The sequence below is a fragment of the Microbacterium sp. SORGH_AS_0428 genome (assembly GCF_031453615.1).
In the GTDB taxonomy this organism is placed as follows: Bacteria; Actinomycetota; Actinomycetes; order Actinomycetales; family Microbacteriaceae; genus Microbacterium.
Genome location: NZ_JAVIZT010000001.1, coordinates 480191 through 506721, shown reverse-complemented (window position 1 = coordinate 506721; position 26531 = coordinate 480191). Strand labels below are relative to the sequence as shown.

The following is a 26531-nucleotide window of genomic DNA, read 5'->3' as shown; positions in this document are numbered from 1 at the left end:
CACGCGGCTCAGCGACGCGTGCCCCGGAACATGACGATGGCGATCGTCACTGCGACCACCAGAATGCCGAGGCACCAGGCGAGAGCCGTCCAGATCTGGCCGCCGACGGGCTGCTGCGCGAACAGTGCGCGGATGGTGTCGACGATCGCGGTCACCGGCTGGTTCTCGGCGAACCACCGCACAGGCCCAGGCATCGTTTCCGTGGGGACGAAGGCGGAGCTGACGAACGGCAGGAAGATGAGGGGGTAGCTGAAGGCGCTCGCGCCATCGATCGTCTTCGCCGCCAGGCCCGCGATCACCGCGATCCAGGTGAGCGCGAGCGTGAAGAGCATGAGGATCCCCGCGATGCTCAGCCATGCGCCAAGTGAGGCTGTCGATCGGAATCCCAGCAGCAGAGCGATGCCCACGACGAGCACGAGTGACACCGCGTTGGCGAGAAGCGAAGTGAGTACGTGTCCCCACAGGACACTCGTGGAGGCGATCGGCATCGACCGGAACCGATCGATGATTCCGCTCTTCATGTCGAGGAACAACCGGTAGGCGGTGTAGGCGACTCCGGACGCCACGGTGATGAGGAGGATGCCGGGCAGGAGATAGTCGACATAGGCCGTCCCGCCGGTGTCGATCGCGCCGCCGAACACGAAGACGAACAGCAGCATCATCGCGATCGGCATGACCGCCGTCGTGACGATCGTGTCGGGGCTGCGCAGGATGTGACGTAGCGACCGCCCGGTGAGCACGGCGGTGTCGGTGAGGACGTGAGTGGTCATGATGTCTCCGTTGCGGTGGCGCCGGCCGAGCCGACGATGGCGAGGAAGATCTCTTCGAGGCTGGGCTGTCGCTCGACGTACTCCCGGGCGACCGGGGGCAACAAGGCGCGGAGATCGGCAAGAGTCCCCTCGGCGATGATGCGTCCGTCATGGAGGATCGCGATGCGGTCGGCGAGGTTCTCGGCCTCCTCGAGATACTGCGTGGTCAGCAGGATGGTGGTTCCGGAGGCGGCGAGCCCCCGGACTGCCTCCCATACGTCGATGCGTGCGTGAGGGTCGAGCCCCGTGGTGGGCTCGTCGAGGAAGATGACGGCAGGGTCGCCGACGAGACTCATGGCGATGTCGAGTCGCCGACGCATGCCGCCCGAGTAGGTGGATGCCGCCCTGTCGCCGGCCTCCACGAGTGAGAAGCGGGTCAGCAGCTCGTCGGCGGCGCGGCGCGGCTCGGGGATGTGGCGGAGTCGAGCGATGAGAAGGAGATTCTCTCGACCTGTGAGCGCTTCGTCGACGGCGGCGAACTGTCCCGTCACACTGATCGAACGTCGCACGCGCACGCCGTTCGTCGCGACGTCGATCCCGGCGACCTCGGCAGTCCCGTCGGTGGCGGTGAGCAGCGTCGACAGGATGCGGACGATGGTCGTCTTTCCGGCTCCGTTCGAGCCGAGCAGGGCGACGATCGTTCCGGGGGCTACATCGAGGTCGACGCCTTTCAAGACGTGGACGGCGCCGTACGACTTCGAGAGTCCCCGCACGCGGATGGCGGGGGCGGCGTCGATGACCGACATGGGGTGTTCCTTCCGATTCGACCGGTCGAAGGGCGCACGAGACCATCGCCTCCGACCGACCGGGTGTCGGAGGGCGTGCGTGAGTCGGCAGTCAGTCCTGGGTGCGCGAAGCCTCATCGACGGCCTGCGCGAGTCGGGTGCGTTCGCGCCCGATCCAGCTGTCGTCGCCGTAGTTGGACATGAACTCCTCCGCGAAGCCCGCGGGATCCTTTCCGACGAGGTCGCGTACGGGGGTCCGATCCGCAGCTCCCTGTTCGAGCAGGTCGACGAGGTCGGTCACCATGCGCATCAGACTCTCGGTGTTGTTCGTGGGTCCGAGATTCAGGAGATAACGCTCGAGCGCCGCGGCCGTGCGGCGGTAGGGCTCGGGCAGGGCGTCCAGACGGCGGCGGTACTCACGCCACTGCTTCTTGGCGCTCAGATCGCCGATGATCTTCTCGTACCAGGCCATGTCACTTCGCTTTCTCATGGAGGGCTTCGATCCGGGAGGCGAGAAGGTCCCAGGTCGTCCAGAACTCCTCGAGCTGTGCTCGCCCATGTTCGTTGAGCGTGAAGACTTTGCGGGGCGGCCCTTTCTCCGAGGCCACTCTCTCCACGTCCACGAGACCTCGCTGCTCGATGCGCACGAGGATGGCGTACACGGTGCCCTCGGAGAGATCGACGAATCCACGCTCACGCAGATCGGCCGTGATCTCGTAGCCGTAGGCGGGGCGCGACGAGAGCACGGCGAGAACGACGCCCTCGAGAACGCCCTTGAGCATCTCTGTGTCTTGCTTGCCCACGCGCTACTCCTTAATGCTGACTACCACTACAAAGTAACACTGAGTACCGGTACTCAGCAACACTGATGAGTGATTCGATGCGACCGTTGTCCTCCAACGCGGGGCAGCGTGGATGACCGCGGGCCGGCGCTCGAACCTCGGGTGGGCGTTTCTGCTAGCGCGACATCGCGGCGCTCACGCGGGTTCGATCAGCGCGGGCGAGTCGTTGCGCACGTTGCCGACGGCGGCGGAGACGACGCGGGTCTCGAGGGTCTGGGCGAGCTCGGGAGCCGCGTCGATCGCGGCATCCAGGATGTCACCGACGTTCTCCGTGTCGGTGTCGAGCCATGCATCGGCGAAGTCGGCGTCGAGGAACAGGGGCATGCGGTCGTGGATCGAACCGAGAGCGCCGATCGCGTCGCGGGTGAGGACGGTGAAGCTCAGCAGCCAGCGGTCGGGGTCGTCCTCGCCCTTGCTCGGGTCCTTCCACCACTCGTACAACCCCGCGAGGAACAGGGGCGAATCGTCGGCGGGGTGGATGAAGTGCGGCTCTTTTCCGTCGGCGAGCTGCTTCCACTCGTAGTAACCGGTCGTCGGCACGACCGCGCGGCGCTTGATGAGCGCACCGCGGAACATCGGCTTGTCCTCGAGTTCCTCGGCACGGGCGTTGAAGGCGCGGGCCCCGATCTTCGGATCCTTCGCCCACGCGGGCACCAGACCCCATCGCGCGGGCTCGAGTCGCCGGGTGGGCGGCTCGGTCTTGGCGGAGTCCAGGACGATCGCCGCCGTGCTCATCGGTGCGACGTTGTACGACGGTGCCGGCAGCGAGGGGTTGATCGTGTCGACGCGGAGTACTCCGACGAGCTCCGACGCGACGTTGGCGACGACGAACCGACCACACATGCCGGTCAGCCTACGCCGGGGCGTACGACACCGGCCTCTTCCAACCTGTCGAGCAGCTCGGCTCCGTCGTCGCCGCTGACCCACGGCACACTCGCGGCGGAGTGGTCGTTGACGGCCGTCCGGCCACCGGCGAGCACGGCCTCGGCGGGCGTCAGGCGGCGGATGGCGACGGCCGCGACGTTGGCGGGGTGCGCCCCCGCGAACTCCGTGTAGATCGCGTCGTCGGCCTGTCCGTCGTCCCCGATCAGCAGCCAGCGGATGTCGGGGAACTCCTGTGCCAGCCGGTTGAGGTTGGTCGATTTGTGGGCGGGGCCGCTGCGGAACCACCGGTCGTGGGTCGGCCCCCAGTCGGTGAGCAGCATGGCGCCGGAGGGGAAGAGGTGCCGGCGAAGGAAACGAGTGAGCGTCGGGGCGACGTTCCACGAGCCCGTCGAGAGGTAGACGAGGGGAGCGCCGGGATTCTCGCGCGTCACGCGCTCGAGCAGTACCGACATCCCGGGGACCGGCTGCCGGGCGTGCTCATTGAGGACGAAGGAGTTCCAGGCGGCGAGCATCGGACGGGGGATGGCGGTGACCATGACGGTGTCGTCGATGTCGCTCACGACACCGAACCGGGCACCGTCGGAGACGATGAACACCCGCAGCGTGGTGGTCTGACCGCCCTCGACCTGCGCCGTGAGCGTCTGCCACCCCGGCTCCAGGCTCACCGGGAGCACCACATCCACGACGCCGCCGCGGTCGGCGACGACGTCGTGCATCTCACCGCCCACGGTGACCCGCACCTGACCGTACGCGACCGGGATCGCGGCGAAGCTGCGCCATCCGCGAATGCCCGCGTACTCGCCCTTGTCTCGGCCGACCGGAGGGATCACGACGCGTGCGAGCACCCGCACCCAGCGCTCGGAACCGTAGCCGGGAAAGGCCGCCACCGCCGGCGTGCGCCCACGACGACGGGCGCCCCGTTCACGCCACGCGTGAAATCGGCGCTCGAGTCGGGCGATCCAGAGGATCTTGTCGGGACGGGTCGGACGACGGGATTCGGCCACGTCCTCAGTCTTCCACGTCCGTCGCCCGGGGCTCCGGGGTGGACGCGGGCTCTGCCATGTGCCGACGCTCGACCCGCTCGATGATCTTCTTGCCGATGAACACCAACACGACGAACACCACGATGATGGCGACGAAGATGTAACCCGCGTAGTGGATGCGCTCGGACAGCTCGCGGTACGTGCCCGCCGCGGCCGCCGCGACACCGATGTAGAGGCTCGCCCAGATGATGCATGCCGGCGCCGTCCAGGCGAGGAACCGGCGATAGGGGAAGCGCGCCATGCCGACCGTCAACGGCACGAGAGAGTGGAGCACGGGCAGGAAGCGGGACAGGAAGATGGCGGGCCCGCCCCGACGCTCGAGGTAGCGCTCCGACCTGGCCCAGTTCTCCTCGCCGATGCGGCGCCCGAGGCGCGACCGGCGCAGCCACGGCCCCAGATAACGGCCCAGGACGTACCCGAGCGTCTCGCCCATCAGCGACCCGAGCACGACGGCCGCGCCGAGGAGGACGCCTTCCAGGGGCGTGGCGACCGCGGTTCCCGCGACGATCACGATCGTGTCGCCCGGAACGATGAGCCCGACCAGCACGCTCGTCTCCAGCATGATGGCCACGCCGGCGAGAACGACGCGCAGCACCGGATCCACCTCGCGCACGGCATCGAGAATCGCGGTGAGCAGATCGTTCACGCCGTCGAGCCTAGATGCTCGCGGTATCGCTAGCCTGGGAGCGTGCCCGCTGATCCTGTCCGCGTGCACGGCGCGAACGATCCCGCAGCCGTCCACGCACTCTTCGCCGAGCGCGACCACACGTTCTGGCTCGATGCGGGGCCCGACGCCGGCGCGGGCTACAGCTGGATCGGATGCGGCATCCCCGCCGACGGCGCCCAGGTCCGTGCGGTGCGGGTCGCCGCGGGTGGCACCGCTGCGCATCCCGCCGGACCGTTCCGGAGCGGGTGGGTGGGATGGCTCTCGTACGAGGCCGGCGCGGATGCGGCCGGCGCCCCCGTCGCCGCCGACGACATGCCGCGCGAGAGCTGGATGCGGGTGCGCACGCTCGTGACCTTCGATCACGCCGCCGGCGTGACGTGGGTCAGCGGCGAGGACGCCGAGGCCTGGGCCGCGCGCATCACGTCGGCGGCTCCGGTCGATCCTGTTGCGGTGGCCGATCGAGGCGCGGCGATCGCGCGGGTCGACGCGGTCCGCTACGCCGACGACATCCGCACCACCATCGCAGCCATCGGTCGCGGGGATGCCTATCTGCTTTGCCTCACGACGCGCTTCGACGTGCCCGGCGAGGTCGATGCTCTCCAGGCTTACGCGGCGCTTCGGACCGACAGCCCCTCGCATCACGGACTCCTGCTGCGAAGCGGCGGGATCGCGCTGGCGGGTGCGAGCCCGGAGCGCTTCCTCCTCGCGCGCGACGGGCGCGTCAGCACGCACCCGATCAAGGGGACGCGTCCACGCGGCGCGACGCCCGAGGCGGATGCCGAGCTCGCGGCCGAGCTCGCGGCCGACCCCAAGGAGCAGGCCGAGAACGTGATGATCGTCGACCTCATGCGCAACGACCTGGCGCGTGTGTGCGATCCGGCGACGGTGAGCGTGGACCGTCTGCTGGAGGTCGAGACCTATCCGCGCGTGCATCAGCTCGTGAGCTCGGTCAGCGGGGTGCCGCATCCGGGCGTCACGCTGGGGGAGATGCTGGCGGCGGTCTTTCCCGCGGGCAGCATGACGGGGGCGCCCAAGCTGTCGGCGATGACGCTGCTGCACGACATCGAGGGCGCACCCCGGGGTGCGTTCTCCGGGTGTGCCGGGTGGGTGGGCGATGACGGCGCCTTCGATCTGGCCATGACGATCCGCACCCTCGTCGTGCATCCGGGGGGCGCCTACGTGGGAGCGGGCGGCGGGATCACCTGGTCCTCGGACGTCGCCGCCGAGGTCGCGGAGGTGGCGCTGAAGGCCACGGCGCCGCTGCGGGCGGCAGGGGCGAGGCTCCCGGCCGACTGGGGTGGTTAGGGGTCGGGTATCCTGAAATTTGCGCCTTGCGCACCTTCCCGACACTCCACGATTGGTCCCTCTGTGTCTACGACCTCGACCGACACCGCAGGCGCGTCCGCCGACGGCGGCTTCGACGCCCACGCCATCCAGGACAAGTGGCAGCAGCGCTGGGCGGAAAGCGACCCGTTCCGCGCCGGCGGCGAGAACGACACCCGCCCGCGCAAGTACGTGCTCGCGATGTTCCCGTATCCTTCCGGCGACCTGCACATGGGGCACGCCGAGAACTACCTCTACTCGGACATCGTCGCCCGATTCTGGCGTCACCGCGGGTACAACGTGCTCCACCCGATCGGATGGGACTCCTTCGGTCTCCCGGCCGAGAACGCGGCCATCAAGCGCGGCGCGAACCCCGTCACCTGGACGTACGACAACATCGCCCAGCAGAAGGAGAGCCTCAAGGCCTACGGCGTCTCCTTCGACTGGAGCCGCGTTCTGCACACGAGTGACCCGGAGTACTACCGCTGGAACCAGTGGCTGTTCCAGAAGCTCTACGAGCGAGGCCTGGCGTACCGCAAGGAGAGCCCGGTCAACTGGTGCACGCACGATCAGACGGTGCTCGCCAACGAGCAGGTCATCGACGGGCACTGCGAGCGCTGCGGCGCCCTGGTCGTGAAGAAGAAGCTGACCCAGTGGTACTTCCGGATCACGGACTACGCCGACCGTCTGCTCGACGACCTCAACCAGCTCGAGGGTTTCTGGCCGCACAAGGTCATCCAGATGCAGCGCAACTGGATCGGCCGTTCGGTCGGTGCCGATATCGACTTCGAGATCGAAGGCCGTGCCGAGAAGGTCACGGTGTTCTCCACGCGCCCCGACACGCTGCACGGCGCCACCTTCATGGTCGTCGCGCCCGACTCCGACCTCGCTGCGGAGTTGGCAGCGGGGGCCGGTCCCGCCGCGCGCGAGCGGTTCCAGGCGTACCTGTCCCAGGTGCAGCAGACGACGGATGTGGAGCGTCAGAACGCCGACCGGCCGAAGACGGGCGTGTTCCTCGATCGCTACGCGATCAACCCCATCAACGGGGAACGCCTGCCGATCTGGGCCGCCGACTACGTCCTGGCCGACTACGGGCACGGCGCGGTCATGGCCGTGCCCGCGCACGACCAGCGCGACCTCGACTTCGCGCGCGCGTTCGATCTGCCCGTGAAGATCGTCGTCGACACGACGGCGCCCATCACGGGCGCCGTGCCGGTGATCGAGCTCGACGCCGACGGCAACCCGATCGACCCGCTCGAGGGCGCCGACACCCTCGACGACATCGACCCGGTGCGCACCGGTGTCGCGCTCAGCGGTGACGGTCGCCTGATCAACTCGGGCAGCCTCAACGGCCTCAGCAAGCGCAACGCGATCGCGCGCGCCATCGAGGAGCTCACGGCCGCGGGGACGGGCCGTGCGGCCAAGACCTATCGCCTGCGCGACTGGCTGATCTCGCGCCAGCGGTTCTGGGGCACCCCCATCCCGATGCTGCACGGCGACGACGGCCGCATCGTTCCGGTGCCCGATGACCAGCTGCCGGTGCGTCTGCCCGACCCGGAGGGGCTCAACCTTCTGCCGCAGGGAACCTCACCGCTCGGTGGCGCGACCGAGTGGGTCCAGGCGAGCGACCCGGAGACCGGCGAGCCCATGCGTCGCGACCCCGACACGATGGACACCTTCGTCGACAGTTCCTGGTACTACCTGCGCTTCCTGTCGCCGGGGGATCCCGATGCCGCCTTCTCGGGTCGAGAGGCTTCCAAGTGGGCCCCGGTGGACTTCTACATCGGCGGCGTCGAGCACGCGATCCTGCACCTGCTGTACGCCCGGTTCATCGTCAAGGCGCTCTACGACATGGGCTACGTCGACTTCACCGAGCCCTTCTCCAGCCTGATCAACCAGGGCATGGTCATCCTCGACGGCGCGAAGATGTCCAAGAGCAAGGGCAACCTCGTGCTGTTCCAGGACGAGCTCGACGCCCACGGCGCCGACGCGCTGCGCGTCGGACTGGCCTTCGCGGGCCCCGTGGAGGACGACAAGGACTGGAAGGACGTCTCGACGACCGGCGCGACGAAGTTCCTCGCGCGTGCGCTGCGCATCGCGGGCGAGGTCTCCAGCCCCACGGATGCGGTGTGGGCCGAGGGCGACACGGCCCTGCGGCGCGTCACGCACCGCCTGTGGGCGGACGCGCCCTCGCTGATCGAGCAGACGAAGTTCAACGTCGTCGTCGCGCGCCTCATGGAGCTCGTCAACGCGACCCGCAAGACGATCGACTCCGGCGCGGGCGCGGCGGACCCCGCCGTCCGCGAGGCCGCCGAGGCCACCGCGATGATCCTCGACCTCTTCGCGCCGCACACCGCGGAGGAGATGTGGTCTCAGCTCGGCTACGAGCCGTCCGTCGGTCTCGCGTCCTGGCGTCAGGCCGACGGCACGCTGCTGGTGGAGGACACCATCACCGCCGTCGTCCAGATCGACGGCAAGGTGCGGGCGACGCTGGAGGTGTCGGCCAAGATCGGCGGCGAGGAACTCGAGCGGCTGGCGCGCGAGGACAGCCGCGTGCAGCGCGCACTCGGTGAGCGCGAGATCGTGCGGGCGATCGTTCGTCCGCCGAAGGTCGTGAGCTTCAGCACGCGCTGAGCGAGCTGCTCTCCCCATCGGAGGAACCCCCGCGGTGCATGCACACCGCGGGGGTTCCCCTGTTCGGGCCGGGAGGCGGGTTCCTAGCGTGGGCGTGTGAAGCCCGCATCCGATCCCGCAGGACGTGTGCGGCTGGGCGTCGGCGCGGTCATCGTGCTGGCGCTGCTCGTGTTGGCCGTGACGGTCGTGGTGGGGGTGCTCCGGAGCGCAGCGGTGCCTCCGCCGGCACCGATCGTGACGCCCACTGCGGCGGCAGAGGTCGCCGAGGTCTATGTGCACGTCTCGGGTGCGGTGGCCGCGCCCGGGCTCTACGTCCTGGCGGCGGGGTCGCGGGTCGCCGATGCGATCTCGGCGGCGGGCGGATTCGGTGAGAGCGCCGATACGGCGGCGGTGAACCTCGCCCGGCCGCTGAGCGACGGGGAGCAGCTCGTCGTGCTCGAGGTGGGGCAGGCGCCCCCCGCGGGTGCGTCGGGGGGTGAGAACGCAGGCGGCGGCCCGATCAACCTCAACACCGCCGGGGTGGAACAGCTCGATGAGTTGCCGCGCGTCGGACCGGCCATCGCGCAGCGGATCGTGGACTGGCGGGAGCAGAACGGCCGGTTCTCGAGTGTGGACGATCTGCTCGGGGTGCCCGGGATCGGCGAGAAGATGCTCGCCGGCCTCCGCGATCTCGTGACGGTGTGATGGATCGGCGCGCGTGGCGGTTGGTGCCCGCTGCTGTTCTCTCCTGGGTCGTCGCCGCCCTCGCGATCACGCAGCCGGAGGCAGCGCCCTTCCTGGCTCTGCTCGGCGGCGGAGGTGCCGTGGCGACCGCGCTGACGGCTGCTCTGATCGGGCGACCGGGGCGCAGGCGTTCGTGGACGCTCGTGACGCTCGCCCTGCTGCTGGGGGCGATTCCGGCGGTGTCGGTGTCCGTGCAGGATCCGCCCCGCGCGGCTGCGCTCGAGGTGGGCGACGGTCATCAGGTGAGCGGTGGGTTCTCGATCGTCGGCAAGATCGAGACGACCTCACTCGGCTTTCGAGCGGATGCGGTGGCGGTGTCGGTGTCTGCCGGACGCGAGCCTGTCGCCGCGGGGGTGCCGGTGACGGTCCTGATGTCCGAGCGTCCGGGCGGAGCCGAGATCGGTGCCCTCGTCCGGATCGACGGTGGGGCCTTCGCGGCAGAACCCGGCGACCGTGCCGTGCTGGTCGTGCGTGCGGAGCGGGTCGAGCTGATGGAGCAGCCGGCGGGGGTCGCGGCCGCATCCGCCTGGCTGCGTGAGCGACTCGCCGCGTCGACCGAGGGCCTGCCCGCGCCCGGCGCGAGTCTCATTCCCGGGCTCGCCGTCGGCGACACCGGTGGCGTCGACGCGGAGCTGGAGCAGCAGATGCGCGCCGCATCGCTCACTCACCTCACCGCGGTCTCCGGTGCGAACTGCGCCATCGTGGTCGGGCTCGCGTTCCTCCTTGCGGCCCGGTGCGGGCTCGGTCGCACGGGGCGTGTGATCGCCGGGCTGTCGGCGCTCGCGGGTTTCGTCGTCCTGGTGACGCCCGAGCCCAGTGTCGTCCGCGCGGCCACGATGTCCGCGATCGCCATGTTCGCGTTGCTGCTGGGGCGGCGGGGGAGCGGACTCGCCCTCCTTGCCCTGGCAGTGTGCGTGCTGCTGGCCGCCGATCCGTGGCTGGCGCTGTCACTGGGGTTCGCGCTGTCGGTGGCGGCGACGGCGGCGCTGCTCGTGCTCGCCCCGCCCCTCGCGCGGGGTCTCGGCAGGTTCCTGCCGGCTTCCCTCTCCCTGGCGCTGGCCGTGCCGCTGTCGGCGCAGCTCGCGTGCGGCCCCCTCATCGTGCTCGTCAGTCCCGGGGTGGCCGTCTACGGGGTGCCGGCGAATCTTCTCGCGGCTCCCGCCGCCCCGGTCGCCACCGTGCTCGGTCTGGCCGCGTGCCTCGCGGGGCCGGTTCCCGTACTGCAGGCGGGGCTGTCCGCACTCACCTGGCTGCCGGCCGCCTGGATCGCGGGCATCGCGGAAGTGGTCGGCGCGCTGCCCGCGCGCACCCTCCCGTGGGCCGAAGGCCTGCCCGGGCTCGTCGGCCTCGTCGTGGTGACAGCGGCCGGCACGGTGCTCCTGCTCCCGCCGGGACGAGCGCGCGTAGCTCGCGGCGGTCGCGCGATCGCTGCGGTGACGACCGCAGCCGCGGCCGCGGCGATGGCGGGGATCCTCGTGGTCGACTCCTTCGTCGTTCCGCTGACGACGCCTCAGGACTGGAGCATCGCCATGTGCGACGTCGGACAGGGGGACGCCGTCGTGGTCCGCTCAGCCGGCGCGGTCATGCTCGTCGACACCGGCCCGGAGCCCGAGGCGCTCGCCTCCTGTCTCGCGAGGCTGGGGATCACACGGATCGACCTGCTGGTGCTGACCCATTTCGACGCCGACCACGTGGGCGGCCTCGACGCGGTGCCTGCACCCGTGGGCCTTCTGATGCACGGTCCCGCCGACGAGCGCGACATCGCGCGGGTCCTCGCGGTCGGCGCGCGGGATGTGGTCGCCGGTGCAGCAGGGATGGGTGGCGTGCTGGGAGCTGCGCGATGGCGGGTCGTGTGGCCGTCGGGCCGCACCGTGTCACCCGGCAACGACGCCAGCGTCGTGGTGGAGGTCCAAGGAGGCGAGGTGCCCCGCACGCTCATGCTCGGGGACCTCGGCGCCGATGCGCAGCGGGCGCTGCGCGCGAGCGGAGAGCTGCGCGGGCGGTACGAGGTCCTGAAGGTCGCGCATCACGGCTCCGCGGATCAGGATGCGGGACTGCAGCGTCAGGTCGCTCCGTCTCTCGCGCTGATCGGCGTGGGAGCCGGCAACGACTACGGACACCCCCGCACGGAGATCCTCGACATCCTGTCCGCACAGGGCGCGACCGTGGCGCGCACCGACCTCGACGGCCTCATCCTCGTGGGGATGAGCGACGGGCGCACGACGCTGTGGCGAGAGCGGGCGGAGGCGACGTCCACCGCCCTCGGTAGGCTGGGAGGATGGCGATCCGAAAGTCCACCCCGACGCGCAGTGCGATCCCGCAGCAATCGTGGCGGACGCCGGAGCCGGCGCCGATCGTGCTGATCTCGGGCCCCGAAGAGGTCTGCGCGGAGCGCGCCACAGCCAGGCTCCGCGACTACCTGCGCGCCGAAGACCCGAGCCTCGAGATCTCAGACATCGACGCGTCCGACTACACGGCCGGCACGCTTCTGGCCGTCAGCGCGCCCTCGCTGTTCGGGGAGCCGCGACTGGTGCGCATCCGCAGCGTCGAGAAGTGCTCCGACGCCTTCCTCGCGGAGGCGTTGGCCTACCTGGAGAACCCGCAGGAAGGTGCGACGGTCGTGCTGCGTCACACCGGCGCGAGCGTACGGGGCAAAAAGCTCCTGGAAGCGATCCGGAGCGGATCCGGTGGCGGCGTCGAGGTGGCGTGTCCTGCCATCAAGCGCGATTCGGATCGATACGACTTCGCCGCGAGCGAGTTCCGCGAAGCGGGCCGGCGCATCGTGCCCGCCGCGCTGCGGGCGCTCGTCGGCGCTTTCTCGGACGACCTGACGGAACTCGCCGCGGCCTGCCAGCAGCTCGTGAACGATGTCGACGGCGACATCACCGAGCAGATCGTCGAGCGGTACTACGGCGGTCGCGTGGAGACCTCGGCCTTCACCGTCGCCGACACGGCGATCGCGGGTCGCTACGGAGAGGCGCTCCTCGCGCTGCGGCAGGCGCTCGACTCGGGCGCCGACCCGGTTCCGATGGTCGCCGCGATCGCGATGAAGCTTCGCACGATGGCCCGGGTGGCCGGAACGCGCGAGCCGTCCCGGCAGCTCGCGACACGGCTGGGCATGAAGGATTGGCAGGTGGATCGCGCCCGCCGCGACCTGTCGGGATGGACCCAGGACTCGCTGGGTCTGGCGATCCAGGCGACCGCGCGCGCAGACGCCGAGGTCAAGGGCGGCTCCCGCGATGCCGTGTTCGCGCTCGAACGCCTCGTCACGGTCATCGCCACGCGCGCCCCCTACGCGGCCTGAGCCCCGTCCTCGACAACGACGAAGGCCCGCCGCGACAGCGACGGGCCTTCGAGGAGGAAGCGGCTCAGAGAGCGGAGACCTGCTTCGCGATCGCGGACTTGCGGTTCGCGGCCTGGTTCTTGTGGATGACGCCCTTGCTGACGGCCTTGTCGAGCTTCTTGGTGGCCGCGACGAGCGCCTTCTCGGCGGCGGCCTTGTCGCCGCCGGCGACGGCCTCGCGGGTGCGACGCACCGCGGTCTTCAGCTCGCTCTTGACGGCCTTGTTGCGCTCGTGCGCCTTCTCGTTGGTCTTGTTGCGCTTGATCTGCGACTTGATGTTTGCCACGTGTCGTGAACTTTCGTTTCGGAGTCTGCTCGGAAGTTGCCGGTCAGCGGTAGAGGGGCGCTTCGCGGCGGTCGTGAAGAGCGGGAAAACCCTTCACGCGCAAGCCAAACAAGGAGTCTACCAGACCGGGTCCTTCGCACCCGCCTCGATCGTGGCGACGGCCAGTGCGATGACCGCGTCGAAGGCCTCGGGGCGCATGGCCGACACGAGATGGCTCGTGCGGGGGATGACGATGAGTTCTGCGTGAGGTGCGATCTGCTGGAAGAGACGCTCGTTGACGCGCAGCTGATCGTACTGCCCGTTGACGAACCAGAGCGGTACGCGGATGCGGGCGAGGCAGGCCAGCACGTCGAGCTGTGCGAGCTGTGCGAGCGCCCCGTCCTGGGCGTCGAGGGCATAGCCGCCCGCCCCGAAGTCGGCGCGGGTGTGCTCGGGAAGCGTCCGGGAGAGCACGTACCGGGTGAGCCGCATCCCGCGATCGGGAAGTGCGTCGAAGGCGCGGGCCAGCGTGCGGTACGTGCGCAGTCCGAGCCCGCGCGGTACCGCGGTGCAGGATGCGGCGATGAACCCGGCGATCGGCGGGGGATCGGCCTGCCCGGCGTACTCGATGCACAGCAGCCCGCCCATGGAGTGGCCGACCAGCAGCACGGGTCCGTGCTCGGCTGCGACGCGCACCGCGCGATCGATCGTGGCGAACGCCTCATCGAGCGTGAACGGCTCGGCCATGCGCGTGCCGTGACCGGGAAGGTCGAGGGCGTTCACGCCGATGCCTGCGGCCGTCAGGCTCTCCCGCTGGGCGCGCCACATCGACGCGGACGTGCGGATCCCGTGTACCAGGACCACCTGCACCGTCATCGCTCCAGCCTAGGCTCGGGCGGCCGGCTGCTCCCCGTAGAATCGACGGAACATGTCACCGCGCGCCCTCAAGCCCCTGCAGCCGTCCGCGACTCCGCCCGAGCTGATCCGCAACTTCTGCATCATCGCCCACATCGACCACGGCAAGTCGACGCTGGCCGACCGGATGCTGCAGATCACCGGCGTCGTCGCCGACCGCGACATGCGCGCGCAGTACCTCGACCGGATGGACATCGAGCGCGAGCGCGGCATCACGATCAAGAGCCAGGCCGTGCGGATGCCGTGGTCCGACGCGAACGGCACGTACGCGCTCAACATGATCGACACCCCCGGGCACGTCGACTTCACCTACGAGGTGAGCCGATCGCTCGCCGCGTGCGAGGGCGCGATCCTCCTGGTGGATGCGGCGCAGGGCATCGAGGCGCAGACGCTCGCGAACCTCTATCTCGCACTCGAGAACGACCTGACGATCATCCCGGTGCTGAACAAGATCGACCTGCCGGCGGCGGATCCCGAGAAGTACGCGGCCGAACTCGCGGGACTCATCGGCGGCGACCCCGCAGACGTGCTGCGCGTCAGCGGCAAGACGGGCATGGGCGTCGAAGCCCTGCTGGATCGGATCGTCGAGCGCATCCCGGCACCTGTCGGAGATCCCGCGGCGCCGGCGCGCGCGATGATCTTCGACTCGGTCTATGACGCGTACCGCGGCGTCGTCACGTACGTCCGCATGGTCGACGGCAAGCTCGAGCCGCGTGAGCGGATCCAGATGATGTCGACGAAGGCCACCCACGAACTGCTCGAGATCGGCGTCTCCAGCCCCGAGCCCGTCCCCACCAAGGGCCTGGGCGTCGGCGAGGTCGGGTACCTGATCACCGGTGTGAAGGACGTGCGTCAGTCGAAGGTCGGCGACACGATCACGAACCACCGCAAGCCCGCCACCGACGCACTGCCCGGCTACACCGACCCCAAGCCGATGGTCTTCTCGGGCATCTACCCGATCGACGGCAGCGACTACGCGGAGCTGCGTGAGGCGCTCGACAAGCTGAAGCTCTCCGACGCGTCGCTGCAGTACGAGCCGGAGACCTCCGTCGCCCTCGGCTTCGGATTCCGATGCGGATTCCTGGGGCTTCTGCACCTCGAGATCATCACCGAGCGCCTCTCGCGCGAGTTCGGCCTCGACCTCATCACCACCGCGCCCTCCGTGACGTACGAGGTCATGACGGACACCGGCGAGACGGTCACCGTCACCAACCCGAGCGAGTACCCGGACGGCCGCGTGGCCGAGGTGTCCGAGCCGGTCGTCAAGGTCGGCATCCTGCTTCCCAAGGACTACGTCGGCACCGTGATGGAGCTGTGCCAGTCACGTCGCGGAACGCTGCTGGGGATGGACTACCTCAGCGAGGACCGCGTCGAGCTGCGCTACAACATGCCGCTGGGTGAGATCGTCTTCGACTTCTTCGATCACCTCAAGAGCCGTACGCAGGGTTACGCGAGCCTGGACTACGAACCCGCAGGATCCCAGACCGCCGACCTCGTGAAGGTCGACATCCTCCTGCAGGGCGAGAAGGTCGACGCCTTCAGCTCGATCGTGCACCGCGAGAAGGCGTACGCCTACGGCACGATGATGACCGAGCGGCTGCGCAAGCTCATCCCTCGTCAGCAGTTCGAGGTTCCGATCCAGGCCGCCATCGGCGCGAGGATCATCGCCCGCGAGAACATCCGCGCCATCCGCAAGGACGTGCTCGCCAAGTGCTACGGCGGCGACATCACGCGTAAGCGCAAGCTCCTCGAGAAGCAGAAGGAGGGCAAGAAGCGCATGAAGATGGTCGGCCGCGTCGAGGTGCCCCAGGAGGCGTTCATCGCCGCGCTGTCGGGCGACGTCGAGACGAAGAAGTAGGGGATTCACATTCGGATCGTGCATCCAGGCCGGCTCGGTACGCTGGAGACCATGCGCCGTGGGACCTTCCGGGACGAGACCGTCGACTACGCCGCCGTCGGGGCGACGCAGGCTCCCGACCTCCTCCAATACCCGCCGGAGAAGAGCATCCCCGCGCAGGAGTCGTGGAAGCTCGGCAGCGGGGAGGAGCGCTTCCGCTCGGCGGGCGACGCGTTGCTCTCCTGGAGTGCCCTGCGCGACGGGGGCATCTCGATCGCCGAAGTGCGCCCCGCATCCGATCCGAGCTACTCGGGTGTCTCGTTCGACGACGAAGGTCAGCCCATCGCGCCGAGCCGCCTCGATGCCGATCAGCGCTTCGATGCGGACGGGACGCCGTACGTGGCAGCCGGATCGTCGGTGCACGTGCGCGGACGTGTCGGCGGTTACCGCGTCGACGCCGAGCTGCGCGTGATCTTCGTCGTCGAGGAGAAGCGTCGTATCGGGTTCGCGCTCGGCACGGTGCGCGACTCCGTGGTGAGCGGCGAGGAGTCGTTCATGATCGAGTGGCGCGGCGACGACGAGGTCTGGTTCACCGTGCGCGCGTTCGATCGCCCGGTGGCGCCGCTCTACCGCCTCCTCCCCGCGCTCGTTCGCCGCCGTCGGCGCGAGCTGTTCGGCCGGTACCTGCGCGCGATCTCGCCCATGTACACGACCCCCGCCTGATGGCCCCATCGGTCCTTCCCGACGGCGACATCGCGCCCGCCGACGGAGCTCTCCCCGAGGGCACGGTGGTGGATACCGGCACCGACTTCGGAATCTACATCCACGTCCCCTACTGCCGTGTGCGCTGCGGATACTGCGACTTCAACACCTACACGGCCGAGGAGCTGCGCGGTCACCGACGCGACGACTACCCCGACGACCTGAGTCGCGAGATCGCATTGGCGACCCGGGTGCTGGCAGGCGCCCCGCGGCCGGCGCAGACGGTCTTCTTCGGCGGGGGCACGCCGACGCTGCTGTCATCGAGGGCGCTGGGGGGGATGCTGCAGGCCGTCCGCGAGGGCTTCGGCATCGCGGACGGGGCCGAGATCACGGTCGAGGCCAACCCCGACTCGGTCACTCACGAGTCCCTCGCCGAACTGGCCGAGGCGGGAGTGACCCGCGTCTCGATCGGCATGCAGTCGAGCGTGCCGCACGTGCTCGCCGCCCTCGATCGCACGCACGATCCCGTCAACGTCGCTGCGGCCGTGGCCGGTGCGCGGGCGGCTGGGCTCGACGTGAGCGTCGATCTGATCTACGGCGCGCCGGGGGAGTCCCTGTCCGATTGGCGCGCATCGGTCGAGGCCGCGCTGGCACTGGAGCCGGATCATCTCTCCGCCTACGCGCTCATCATCGAGGACGGCACGAAGCTCGCGCGCCGCATCCGCTCCGGTGACGTGCCCGCGCCCGATGACGATCTGCAGGCCGAGATGTACGAGCTCGTCGACGACGCGATGGCGGACGCGGGCTACGACTGGTACGAGGTGTCGAACTGGGCACGCGGCGCAGACCACCGCTCGCGCCACAACCTCGCCTACTGGCGCGGCACCGACTGGTGGGGGTTCGGTCCGGGCGCGCACAGCCATGTCGCCGGCGTGCGCTGGTGGAACGTGAAGCACCCGGCCGCATACGCGCAACGGCTCTCGCTGGGCTCGTCGCCGGCGGCGGCGAGGGAGGTCCCCGATCACCAGGCGCGCATGCTCGAGCGGATCCTGCTGGAGTCCCGCATCCGTGAGGGGCTGCCGATCGAGGTTGTTCCGAGCGATCGGCGCAGTGCGGTCGCCGGGCTCATCGCCGACGGGCTCATCGAGGGCGCGGCCGCTTTGCGCGGGCGCATCGTGCTCACGCGGCGCGGCCGGCTGCTGGCCGACGCGGTCGTGCGCGCGTTGACCGACTGAGTCAGCGGGTGAGCGCCGCGAGCGCTTCGGCACGCGGGAGCGTCACGTCCTGTGTCACGGCGTCGTAGCGGCGCACCAGCGAATCGCCGCGGAAGGCGGGCCATCCCGGATCGCCGGTCTCGGCGAAGCGGATCCAGTCGGCGTGCATCCGCGCGGCCAGCTCCTGCGGAGCTCCCGTCCCGGCCATCGTGACTGCTCCCTCGTCGCCGAGCGCGTCGAAGACGAAGCCGATCTCGAGGGCGTGCGCGGCGCGGAGATCGCGCACGGGACTCGGCCAGGAGAACTCGTAGACGAAGGTCTGTGCCGTGCGCGCACGCGCGAGCGCGATCGCCGGCTGCCGCACGGTCAGATCCGTCAGGACCTGTCCGATGATCTCTCCCGGAGAGGCGGCGGGGAACGCCGCCCGGTACGCGCGCCACACGCCGCGAGGGAGGCGCTTGGCGAGAGCGAGGAGAGCGTATGTACGTCGTGAGAGCTTCGCGAGCGCCTCGGGCGGATACCACAGACGGTATTCATCGGTGTTCGTGCCGATCATGACCGGACGCTCGGCATCGACGAGGGCGCGTCGCGGGTTCTCCGGCAGCGTCGCGGGATCGATCGTCGCGTTGTACCCCGGTGCCGCCCTCAGCAGGGTGGAGCTCGCCGTCAGCTCGTCCCTCACCGCGACCAGCCGCTGAGGCGGGACGCGGCGCAGGGCCTCGGCGGTGGCGGTCGTCCCGAGCCGGCGCGCGATGTCGCGGGCGGGTCGGGCCGCGCGCTCCGTGGTCGCGGCGTCCAGCGGCCCCGACTCGATGATCGCCCCCGCGAGAAGCGGGCGCAGGTCCTCGCGGGCCAGGAGCGCGGCGACGACGGCACCGCCGGCGGACTCGCCGAAGATCGTGATCCGCGAGGGATCGCCCCCGAAGCGGGCGATGTTGCGAGATGTCCACCGAAGAGCCGCGGCCGCATCCGCCAGCCCGATGTTGCGCGGGGCGTCGGGGAGCACCGAGAACCCCTCTGCGCCCAGTCGGTAGTTCGCCGAGACGAACACGATGCCATCGCGCGCGAACGGGGTGCCGTCGTACGTGCTGATCGCCGCCGTGCCGCGCTCGAGTGCCCCGCCGTGGAACCACAGCATGACCGCGGCGCCGTCGGCCTCGCCCGGGCGCCACACGTTCACGGTCAGGATGTCGTCGCCGGGGATGATGGTCGAGGGGAGGAGCTTGCCGATCTCACCCGGGTACGGCGATTGCGGCGATGTGGGCCCGAACGCGGTGGCTTCGCGCACGCCGTCCCATGGCGCGACGGGCTCGGGAAGAGCGAATCGTCGCGCTCCGACCGGGGGCGCGGCGTAAGGGATGCCGAGGTATCGTTCGATCCCCTCGACGCGGGTTCCGGATACGGCTCCGGTCTCGGTGTGGATGACGGGATACGACATGCGACCTCCTCTCGAGAGTCTACGGGTGGCCGTCCGGCGACTCGCCTCGCGAGCGCGCTAGAATTGGCACTCCCAGACCTCGAGTGCCAGGAGGGAGTGCGCATGGTCAGCGATCGGGGACTTGACGTCCTTCGGGCGATCGTCCAGGACTACGTCGAGACGCGCGAACCCGTCGGCAGCAAGTCGATCGTCGAGCGTCATTCGTTCGGCGTGTCCGCGGCGACGATCCGCAACGACATGGCGCTGCTCGAGGACGAGGAGCTCATCACCGCACCGCACACCTCGTCCGGCCGCGTGCCGACCGACAAGGGGTACCGCGTCTTCGTGAACCACCTCGCCGAGCTCCGCCCGCTCACGAGCGCCCAGCGCTCGGCGATCACGGCGTTCCTCGGAGCTCCGGCGGACCTGGACGACATGCTCGGACGCACGGTGCGGGCCCTCACCCAACTCACCGGTCAGGTCGCACTCGTGCAGTATCCGTCGTTCGAGCGCGCGAGCATCACCCACGTCGAACTCGTCCACCTCGGCGGGTCGCGTCTGGTCGTCGTGCTGGTCACCGACACCGGTCGCGTGTCGCAGCGTCTGATGGCCGGTCCCGAGCCGCTCGAGGAGACGGATGTGGCGACGCTCCGTGCACAGGTCTCGGTCCTCGTGACCGGCCAACCGGTGCGCGAGGGCACGCAGCGCGTCGCGCAGGCTCTGGCCGAGGCACTGACCGACAGTCGAGCCGACCGCGCCCTCGGCGCGCTCCTGCGCACCGTCGGCGAGGAGCTCGACGAGTTCCGTCAGGATCGGCTGGTCATGGCGGGGACCGCCAACCTCGCCCGCGCCGAGGGCGACTTCCGCGGCAGCATCTATCCGCTGCTGGAGGCGATCGAGGAGCAGGTGACTCTGCTGCGCCTGATGGGGGAGATGGTGGCCGACGAGCAGGGGCTCGCGGCATCCATCGGACGCGAGAACGAGGCGTTCGGGCTCGTCGAGGCGTCGGTGGTCGCCAGCGATTACGACACGACCGGAGGGCAGGCGCGCGTGGGCGTGCTCGGACCCACCCGGATGGACTACTCCAGCAACCTCGCGGCCGTCCGTGCCGTGGCTCACTACCTGAGCCGTCTGCTGGAAGACGACGAACGCGCGCGCTGAGCGCGTGCGTGACGATTCCGCAGCACGCGGACGGGAAGGCTGAAGTGGCAGACCACTACGAAGTACTCGGGGTGCCTCGCGACGCATCGCAGGACGACATCAAGAAGGCGTATCGCAAGCTCGCGCGCCAGCTGCATCCCGACGTGAACCCCGGTGAGGATGCGGCGGAGCGGTTCAAGCTGGTCACGCACGCGTACGACGTGCTGAGCGACAGCGAGCAGCGTCGCCGCTACGACATGGGCGGCGACAGCGGCGGATTCGGCGGGGCGCAGGGCTTCGGCGGGTTCAGCGACATCTTCGACACGTTCTTCGGCGGCGGCGGTGCGGGACGGGTGCGCCCTCGTTCGCGCACCGAACGAGGACAGGACGCCCTCGTTCGCGTCACGCTCGAGTTGCGAGAGGTGATCTTCGGCGCCCATCGCGACATCGAGGTGGACACCGCCGTGCTGTGCGAGACGTGCGAGGGCGGTTGCTGCCAGCCCGGCACGTCGCCGGTCACCTGCGACATCTGCCACGGCAGCGGCCACGTCCAGCGTACGGTCCGGAGTCTGCTCGGCAACGTCGTCACCAACCAGCCCTGCGCGACGTGCCAGGGCTACGGCACCACCATCCCCTACCCCTGCGCGACGTGCCAGGGCCAGGGTCGGGTGCGTGCGCGGCGCACGGTCTCGGTCGACATCCCCGCGGGCGTCGAGACGGGCCTGCGACTGCAGCTTCCCGGTTCCGGTGAGGTGGGCCCGGCGGGCGGTCCCCATGGCGACCTGTATCTGGAGATCACGGTGGCCGCCGACGAGGTCTTCAGTCGCGACGGCGACGACCTGCTCGCGACCCTCGACGTCTCGATGCCCGACGCGATCCTCGGCACCACCACCCGCATCGAGGCGCTGGACGGCCCGGTCGACCTCGAGCTGCGAGCCGGGGTCCAGGCCGGCGACGTGCTGACGATCAAGGGACGCGGCATCACTCCGCTTCGCGGGAACCAGCGCGGCGACCTGAAGATCGGCGTGCACGTCGTCACCCCGACCCGCCTCGACCACAAGGAGCGGGCTCTCATCGAGGAGTTCGCCAAGAAGACGAAGGCGCCGGCTCCCCGCCTGTCGGAGTTCCAGCAGGGCCTGTTCGCCAAGCTGCGCGACCGTTTCCGCAACGGGTGATCCGATGGCGCTGCACTTCCTCCTCGACGACGCATCCGACGCGCATCCCGGCCGCACGGTCACGCTGACCGGAGCCGAGGCGCACCACGCCGCCACCGTGCGGCGGGTGCGCGTGGGCGAGGAGGTCACGATCGGCGACGGGCGAGGAGTCTGGGCGACCGGGACGTGCGTCAGGGTCGCGCCGCGGGACGTGGCGGTCGAGATCCATCGGCGCGAGGACGTCCCTGCGCCCGCGCCGCGCCTCGTCCTCGTCCAAGCGCTGGCGAAGGGCGACCGTGACGAGATGGCGGTGCAGGCGGCGACGGAACTCGGCGTGGCCGAGGTCGTGCCCTGGCAGGCCGCCCGCAGCGTCTCGCGCTGGGATGCCGCCAAGGCGGTCAAGGGCCGCGCCCGCTGGACGCAGATCGTCCGCGAAGCCGCCAAGCAGGCCCACCGCGCGTGGGTTCCGGAGGTGGGCGAGGTGCGCACGAGCACGCAGATCGCGCAGCGCGCCGCCGCCGTCCCGACCCTCGTGCTGGAGCCCGGTGCATCCGAATCGCTCAGCACCAGGATGCGGGAGCTGCGGGATGCCCCGGAGATCCTGCTCGTCGTGGGGCCCGAGGGAGGGATCGACGCCGCCGAGCTCGACGCGTTCGCCGCGGCGGGCGCGCACCCGGTGCGACTCGGTGCCGGGGTCCTGCGCACCTCCACCGCGGGGCCGGCCGCCCTCGCCGCCATCGAGGCCCTCCTGGGTCGGTGGTGAACGCGCACGCATAGACTGGGGGAATGAGCGAGCCGTCCGTGTTCACCCGCATCCTGCAGGGCGAGATCCCCGCGGAGATCCTCGTCGAGACCGAGCGCGTGTTCGTCATCCGTGACATCGCGCCCCAGGCCCCCGTGCACCTCCTGGTGATCCCGAAGAGCCCCGACTACCGCGATGTCGTCTCGCTCGCGGCCCATGCGCCCGATCTGCTGGCCGAGATGGTCGAGGTCGCGGGCAAGGTCGCGGCGGAGCACGCGGACGGCGACTTCCGCCTCGTCTTCAACTCCGGTGCCGGCGCAGGCCAGACCGTCTTCCACGTGCACGCGCACGTCCTCGCCGGCGACCTTTCGGAGGGGAGTGTCGGTGCCTGAGCAGCCCCAGCCCGAAGCCGTCGAGAAGCTGATGGCCGACGGCATCGCCATGGTGCAGCTTCTCGGACCGCAGGATCGCCTCCTGCGCGTGGTCGAGCGCGAACATCCGGATGTCGACGTCCACGTGCGCGGCAACGAGATCACCCTCTCCGGTTCGGCCGCCGAGGTCGCCGCGGCGAAGACGCTCGTGGAGGAGCTGCTGGTCATGACCCGCCGCGGACAGGACCTCGGCCCCGCCGACGTCGCGTCGTCACGCCGCATCCTCGACACCGACGGCGGGATGCGTCCCTCCGAGGTCATGGGCGAGGCGATCCTGTCGTCGCGAGGGAAGGTCATCCGCCCGAAGACGCTCGGGCAGAAGGCCTATGTCGATGCGATCGAAGAGAACACGATCGTGTTCGGCATCGGGCCCGCCGGCACGGGCAAGACCTACCTGGCGATGGCGAAGGCCGTCCAAGCCCTGCAGCGCAAGGAGGTCAGCCGGATCATCCTCAGCCGGCCGGCGATCGAAGCGGGGGAGCGCCTCGGCTTCCTCCCCGGTTCGCTCACCGACAAGATCGATCCGTACCTGCGGCCGCTCTACGACGCGCTGAACGAGATGCTCGACCCGGAGCTCGTCCCCAAGCTCATGGCGAGTGGAACCATCGAGGTGGCGCCGCTCGCCTACATGCGCGGGCGCACGCTCAACGACTCCTTCGTGGTGCTCGACGAGGCGCAGAACACGACGCCCGAGCAGATGAAGATGTTCCTCACCCGCCTGGGGTTCGGGACGCGCATGGTCGTCACCGGCGACATCACGCAGATCGACCTGCCGCAGGGTGCCTCCGGCCTCCGCCTGGTCACGCGGGTGCTCAAGGACATCGACGACATCCATTTCTCCTACCTGACCAGCGACGACGTGGTGCGTCACACGCTCGTGGGCAAGATCGTCGACGCCTACACCGAGTTCGACGAGCGACGCCTCGCCTCGCGGCGCGAGCGGGACGAGGCCAGCGAGCTCGCCAATCGTGCCCAGAGGCGCGGCGGCGCGCGCGACCACCTTCCGAAGCGAGGACGCTCATGACGATCGAGATCACCAACGAGTCCGGCATCGACGTCGACGAGACCGTGCTGCTGCGCCTCATGGAGAGCAACTTCTCCGAGCTGCACATCAGCCCGGACGCCGACGTCGCGATCCTCCTGGTCGACGAGGGTGCGATGGAAGCGCTGCACGTGCAGTGGATGGACGAGCCGGGACCCACCGACGTGCTGAGCTTCCCGATGGACGAGCTGCGGCCCGGCTCCGAAGAAGCCCCGACGCCTCCCGGCCTGCTGGGCGACATCGTGCTGTGCCCTCAGGTCGCCGAGACCCAGGCCCGCGAGGCGAAGCCGCCGCATCCGATGCAGGACGAGCTGATCATGCTCACCACGCACGGGCTGCTGCACCTGCTCGGCTTCGATCACGCCGAGCCCGACGACGCGGCCGAGATGTTCGGTCTGCAGCGCGATCTCATCGTCGCCTTCACCCTCGCCGAGCGGCGCAGGGCGCGGGGATGACCGCTGCTCTGCTGCTGACCGCGGCCGTTCTGCTCATCGCGTTCGGCGCTCTCATGGCGGCGATCGACGCGGCGTTCGGCGTCACCTCCCGCCAGGACCTCGTCGACCTCTCGGGGTCCGGGCGCAACGCCGTACCGCTCGGTCGCATCAGCGCCGACCCGGAAGCGCACGCCAACGCGGTGGCCTTCATCCGCGTGCTGGCGGAGACCGGCGCCGCCGTGCTCGTGACGGCCGCGTTCGACCAGCTGTTCGACAACGTCTGGTGGGCGATTCTGGCGGCCGTCGTGCTCATGACGGGCCTCTCGTTCGTGGCGGTCGGTGTCAGCCCCCGTTCTGTGGGCCGCCGCCACGCCGAGGGTCTGCTACGCGGAGCCGCGCCGGTGATCAGGGGCGTCCGCATCCTTCTCGGTCCGCTCGCGCACGGCCTCGTCGCGCTGAGCAGCCGGGTGACCCCGGGTGGCGCACGCGGGGCATCCTTCGACACCGAGGAACAGCTGCTCAGCATGGTCGACGAAGCGGCCATGCACGATCTGATCGAAGAGGACGACCGCGAGCTCATCCACTCGGTCTTCGAGTTCACCGGCACTTACGTCCGAGCGGTCATGGTGCCGCGCACCGACCTCGTCACGCTCGCTGAGGACGACACGGCGCGGGAGGCGCTGCGGATCTTCCTGGACACCGGCGTGTCCCGCATCCCAGTCCTCACCGCCGACGGCGAGGACGTCAGCGGCATCCTCTATCTCAAGGACCTCGTGCGCCGCGCGTTCCGCGACGAGCAGGACTGGGGTGCGCAGTCGGTGGCGCAGCTCGCCCGCGTGCCCGTCTTCGTCCCCGAGTCGATGCGCGTCGAACCGTTGCTGCAGCAGATGCAGCGCGACGCGGTGCACGTGTGCATGGTCGTCGACGAGTACGGCGGCATCGCGGGCCTCGTGACCCTGGAGGACGTGATCGAGGAGCTCGTGGGCGAGATCGCCGACGAGTACGACGCCCCGGCGACGGAGGTCGTCGAGCTCGGCCCCGACCGCTACCGGGTGAGCGCTCGCCTGGGCCTGGATGCCGTCGGCGAACTGTTCGGCCTCGAACTCGACGACGACGAGGTCGACTCCATCGGCGGGCTTCTGGGCAAGGTGCTGGGTCGGGTCCCGCAGCCCGGCGCCAGCGTCACGTACGAAGGCCTCAACCTGACGGGCGGGGCCTCCCGCGGACGGGGACGCGGTCTTGCGACGGTCCTCGTCGAACGCGCCCCGGAACCGCAGACGGATACCCGGACGGGATCGATCCCCGTGCCGGTGAAGGGAGAACGATGACCGACGAGCACCGCAGCGGCTTCGTGACATTCGTGGGCCGCCCGAACGTCGGCAAGTCGACGCTCACCAACGCCCTCGTGGGCGAGAAGATCGCCATCACGAGCGAGAAGCCGCAGACGACGCGTCGTGCCATCCGCGGCATCGTGAATCGGCCCGCCGGTCAGCTGGTCGTCGTCGACACGCCGGGACTGCACCGACCCCGCACCCTGCTCGGGCAGCGCCTCAACGACCTGGTCGAGGACGTGCTCGGCGACGTCGACGTCATCGCGTTCTGTGCGCCGGCGACCGAGAAGGTCGGCCCCGGTGATCGCCGCATCGCGGAGTCGCTGAACGGCTACCCCCGCGCACGCAAGGTCGCCGTGGTCACGAAGACGGATGCCGCATCCCGCGAGCAGATCACCGAGCGACTGATCGAGGTGGACTCCCTCCGCGAGGACTGGGACGCCGTCATCCCGCTGTCCGCTCTGACGGGGGAGCAGCTGGGGGTGCTCTCCGACGAGCTGCTCGCGCTCATGCCGACTGGCCCTGCGCTGTACGACGCGGACGTGGTGACGGACGAGACCACCGAGGACCGCATCGCCGAGATCATCCGTGAAGCGGCGCTGGGTGATGCCCGCGAGGAGCTCCCGCATTCCATCGCGGTCGTCGTCCAGGACATCTCCGAGCGCGAGGATTCCGATCTGACGGACGTGTTCGCCGACATCGTCGTCGAGCGAGACAGCCAGAAGGCGATCATCATCGGACGCAAGGGGCAGCGGCTGCGCGATGTGGGTGCGGCGTCGCGCGCCGGGATCGAGCAGCTGCTCGGGCGCCGTGTGTACCTGTCGCTGCACGTGCGCGTGGCCAAGGAGTGGCAGCGCGATCCGAAGCAGCTGGGGCGCCTCGGCTTCTGAGGTGCCGGGTGTAAGCTGTCCGC

Annotated in this window: 26 protein-coding genes; 16 read left to right on the top strand and 10 right to left on the bottom strand. The window is 69.9% G+C overall.

Features of this window, described 5'->3' with window-relative positions; all coding sequences use genetic code 11:
* Positions 1–8: 8 nt before the first annotated feature.
* The 7 genes from QE374_RS02535 to QE374_RS02505 form a co-directional block, all read right to left on the bottom strand.
* The gene (locus tag QE374_RS02535) at positions 9–770 is read right to left on the bottom strand and encodes an ABC transporter permease (protein ID WP_309731906.1); all 762 of its coding nucleotides are present in this window, start codon (positions 768–770) and stop codon (positions 9–11) included.
* On the bottom strand, positions 767–1555 hold the full coding sequence (locus QE374_RS02530; protein ID WP_309731904.1) for an ABC transporter ATP-binding protein: 789 nt from the start codon (positions 1553–1555) through the stop codon (positions 767–769). Before QE374_RS02530 ends, QE374_RS02535 begins: the two co-directional genes overlap by 4 nt.
* A 91-nt stretch (positions 1556–1646) precedes the next feature.
* Complete coding sequence (locus tag QE374_RS02525; protein WP_309731902.1) at positions 1647–2024, bottom strand: DUF1048 domain-containing protein; 378 nt, start codon at positions 2022–2024, stop codon at positions 1647–1649.
* Entirely contained in the window at positions 2008–2337 is a 330-nt protein-coding gene (locus QE374_RS02520) for a PadR family transcriptional regulator (RefSeq protein WP_309731900.1), read from the bottom strand. The genes QE374_RS02525 and QE374_RS02520 overlap by 17 nt, the downstream gene beginning before the upstream one ends.
* Before the next feature lie 174 nt (positions 2338–2511).
* On the bottom strand, positions 2512–3219 hold the full coding sequence (locus QE374_RS02515; RefSeq protein ID WP_309731898.1) for an SOS response-associated peptidase: 708 nt from the start codon (positions 3217–3219) through the stop codon (positions 2512–2514).
* Positions 3220–3224: 5 nt separating this feature from the next.
* Complete coding sequence (locus QE374_RS02510) at positions 3225–4265, bottom strand: phosphatase domain-containing protein (protein ID WP_309731896.1); 1041 nt, start codon at positions 4263–4265, stop codon at positions 3225–3227.
* Between the two features lie 4 nt (positions 4266–4269).
* Positions 4270–4950, bottom strand: a complete 681-nt coding sequence (locus QE374_RS02505; protein WP_309731894.1) for a DedA family protein — start codon at positions 4948–4950, stop codon at positions 4270–4272.
* 42 nt (positions 4951–4992) lie between these two features.
* Between QE374_RS02505 and QE374_RS02500 the strand changes: the two genes are divergently transcribed.
* The 5 genes from QE374_RS02500 (at position 4993) to holA (ending at position 12955) form a co-directional block, all read left to right on the top strand.
* A complete protein-coding gene (locus tag QE374_RS02500; protein WP_309731892.1) occupies positions 4993–6276 on the top strand; it encodes an anthranilate synthase component I family protein in 1284 nt (427 codons plus the stop codon).
* 63 nt (positions 6277–6339) lie between these two features.
* Positions 6340–8928 carry a leucine--tRNA ligase gene (gene leuS, locus QE374_RS02495; protein ID WP_309731891.1) on the top strand — a complete coding sequence of 863 codons (2589 nt, stop codon included), beginning with the start codon at positions 6340–6342 and terminating at the stop codon, positions 8926–8928.
* Positions 8929–9024: 96 nt separating this feature from the next.
* Complete coding sequence (locus tag QE374_RS02490) at positions 9025–9612, top strand: ComEA family DNA-binding protein (protein ID WP_309731889.1); 588 nt, start codon at positions 9025–9027, stop codon at positions 9610–9612.
* Positions 9612–12014 (top strand): ComEC/Rec2 family competence protein, encoded by a 2403-nt coding sequence (locus QE374_RS02485; protein WP_309731887.1) that lies wholly within the window; start codon positions 9612–9614, stop codon positions 12012–12014. The genes QE374_RS02490 and QE374_RS02485 overlap by 1 nt, the downstream gene beginning before the upstream one ends.
* Positions 11930–12955 carry a DNA polymerase III subunit delta gene (gene holA, locus QE374_RS02480; RefSeq protein ID WP_309731885.1) on the top strand — a complete coding sequence of 342 codons (1026 nt, stop codon included), beginning with the start codon at positions 11930–11932 and terminating at the stop codon, positions 12953–12955. Before QE374_RS02485 ends, holA begins: the two co-directional genes overlap by 85 nt.
* Positions 12956–13019: 64 nt before the next feature.
* Here the strand turns inward: holA and rpsT are convergent, their stop codons facing one another.
* Both rpsT and QE374_RS02470 read right to left on the bottom strand, forming a co-directional pair.
* The gene (gene rpsT / locus QE374_RS02475) at positions 13020–13280 is read right to left on the bottom strand and encodes a 30S ribosomal protein S20 (protein ID WP_309731883.1); all 261 of its coding nucleotides are present in this window, start codon (positions 13278–13280) and stop codon (positions 13020–13022) included.
* Positions 13281–13397: 117 nt separating this feature from the next.
* On the bottom strand, positions 13398–14135 hold the full coding sequence (locus QE374_RS02470) for an alpha/beta hydrolase (RefSeq protein ID WP_309731882.1): 738 nt from the start codon (positions 14133–14135) through the stop codon (positions 13398–13400).
* A gap of 52 nt (positions 14136–14187) precedes the next feature.
* Between QE374_RS02470 and lepA the strand changes: the two genes are divergently transcribed.
* The 3 genes from lepA to hemW are packed head-to-tail and all read left to right on the top strand — an operon-like array spanning position 14188 to position 17948.
* Positions 14188–16032, top strand: a complete 1845-nt coding sequence (gene lepA, locus QE374_RS02465) for a translation elongation factor 4 (RefSeq protein ID WP_234073000.1) — start codon at positions 14188–14190, stop codon at positions 16030–16032.
* A 51-nt stretch (positions 16033–16083) separates the two neighbouring features.
* Complete coding sequence (locus QE374_RS02460; protein ID WP_309731880.1) at positions 16084–16734, top strand: DUF1990 family protein; 651 nt, start codon at positions 16084–16086, stop codon at positions 16732–16734.
* Positions 16734–17948: a radical SAM family heme chaperone HemW gene (gene hemW, locus QE374_RS02455; RefSeq protein ID WP_309731878.1), complete on the top strand. Its 1215-nt coding sequence runs from the start codon at positions 16734–16736 to the stop codon at positions 17946–17948. Before QE374_RS02460 ends, hemW begins: the two co-directional genes overlap by 1 nt.
* 1 nt (position 17949) lies before the next feature.
* On the opposite strand, the gene QE374_RS02450 is transcribed toward hemW, so the two are convergent.
* Complete coding sequence (locus QE374_RS02450) at positions 17950–19365, bottom strand: carboxylesterase family protein (protein ID WP_309731877.1); 1416 nt, start codon at positions 19363–19365, stop codon at positions 17950–17952.
* Between the two features lie 102 nt (positions 19366–19467).
* Here QE374_RS02450 and hrcA point away from each other — a divergent pair, with 102 nt between their 5' ends.
* Genes hrcA through era form a run of 8 tightly spaced genes read left to right on the top strand, consistent with a single transcriptional unit; the run spans position 19468 to position 26508 of the window.
* Positions 19468–20505: a heat-inducible transcriptional repressor HrcA gene (hrcA, locus tag QE374_RS02445; protein WP_309731875.1), complete on the top strand. Its 1038-nt coding sequence runs from the start codon at positions 19468–19470 to the stop codon at positions 20503–20505.
* Between the two features lie 44 nt (positions 20506–20549).
* A complete protein-coding gene (gene dnaJ / locus QE374_RS02440) occupies positions 20550–21659 on the top strand; it encodes a molecular chaperone DnaJ (RefSeq protein ID WP_274288012.1) in 1110 nt (369 codons plus the stop codon).
* A gap of 4 nt (positions 21660–21663) precedes the next feature.
* On the top strand, positions 21664–22401 hold the full coding sequence (locus tag QE374_RS02435; RefSeq protein ID WP_309731874.1) for a 16S rRNA (uracil(1498)-N(3))-methyltransferase: 738 nt from the start codon (positions 21664–21666) through the stop codon (positions 22399–22401).
* Positions 22402–22424: 23 nt separating this feature from the next.
* Entirely contained in the window at positions 22425–22772 is a 348-nt protein-coding gene (locus tag QE374_RS02430; RefSeq protein WP_309731872.1) for an HIT domain-containing protein, read from the top strand.
* 31 nt (positions 22773–22803) lie between these two features.
* Positions 22804–23835 (top strand): PhoH family protein, encoded by a 1032-nt coding sequence (locus QE374_RS02425; protein WP_137419099.1) that lies wholly within the window; start codon positions 22804–22806, stop codon positions 23833–23835.
* Entirely contained in the window at positions 23832–24308 is a 477-nt protein-coding gene (gene ybeY, locus QE374_RS02420; RefSeq protein WP_234072993.1) for an rRNA maturation RNase YbeY, read from the top strand. The genes QE374_RS02425 and ybeY overlap by 4 nt, the downstream gene beginning before the upstream one ends.
* Complete coding sequence (locus QE374_RS02415) at positions 24305–25615, top strand: hemolysin family protein (RefSeq protein ID WP_309731869.1); 1311 nt, start codon at positions 24305–24307, stop codon at positions 25613–25615. Before ybeY ends, QE374_RS02415 begins: the two co-directional genes overlap by 4 nt.
* Positions 25612–26508: a GTPase Era gene (gene era, locus QE374_RS02410; RefSeq protein WP_309731868.1), complete on the top strand. Its 897-nt coding sequence runs from the start codon at positions 25612–25614 to the stop codon at positions 26506–26508. The genes QE374_RS02415 and era overlap by 4 nt, the downstream gene beginning before the upstream one ends.
* Positions 26509–26531 lie beyond the last annotated feature (23 nt).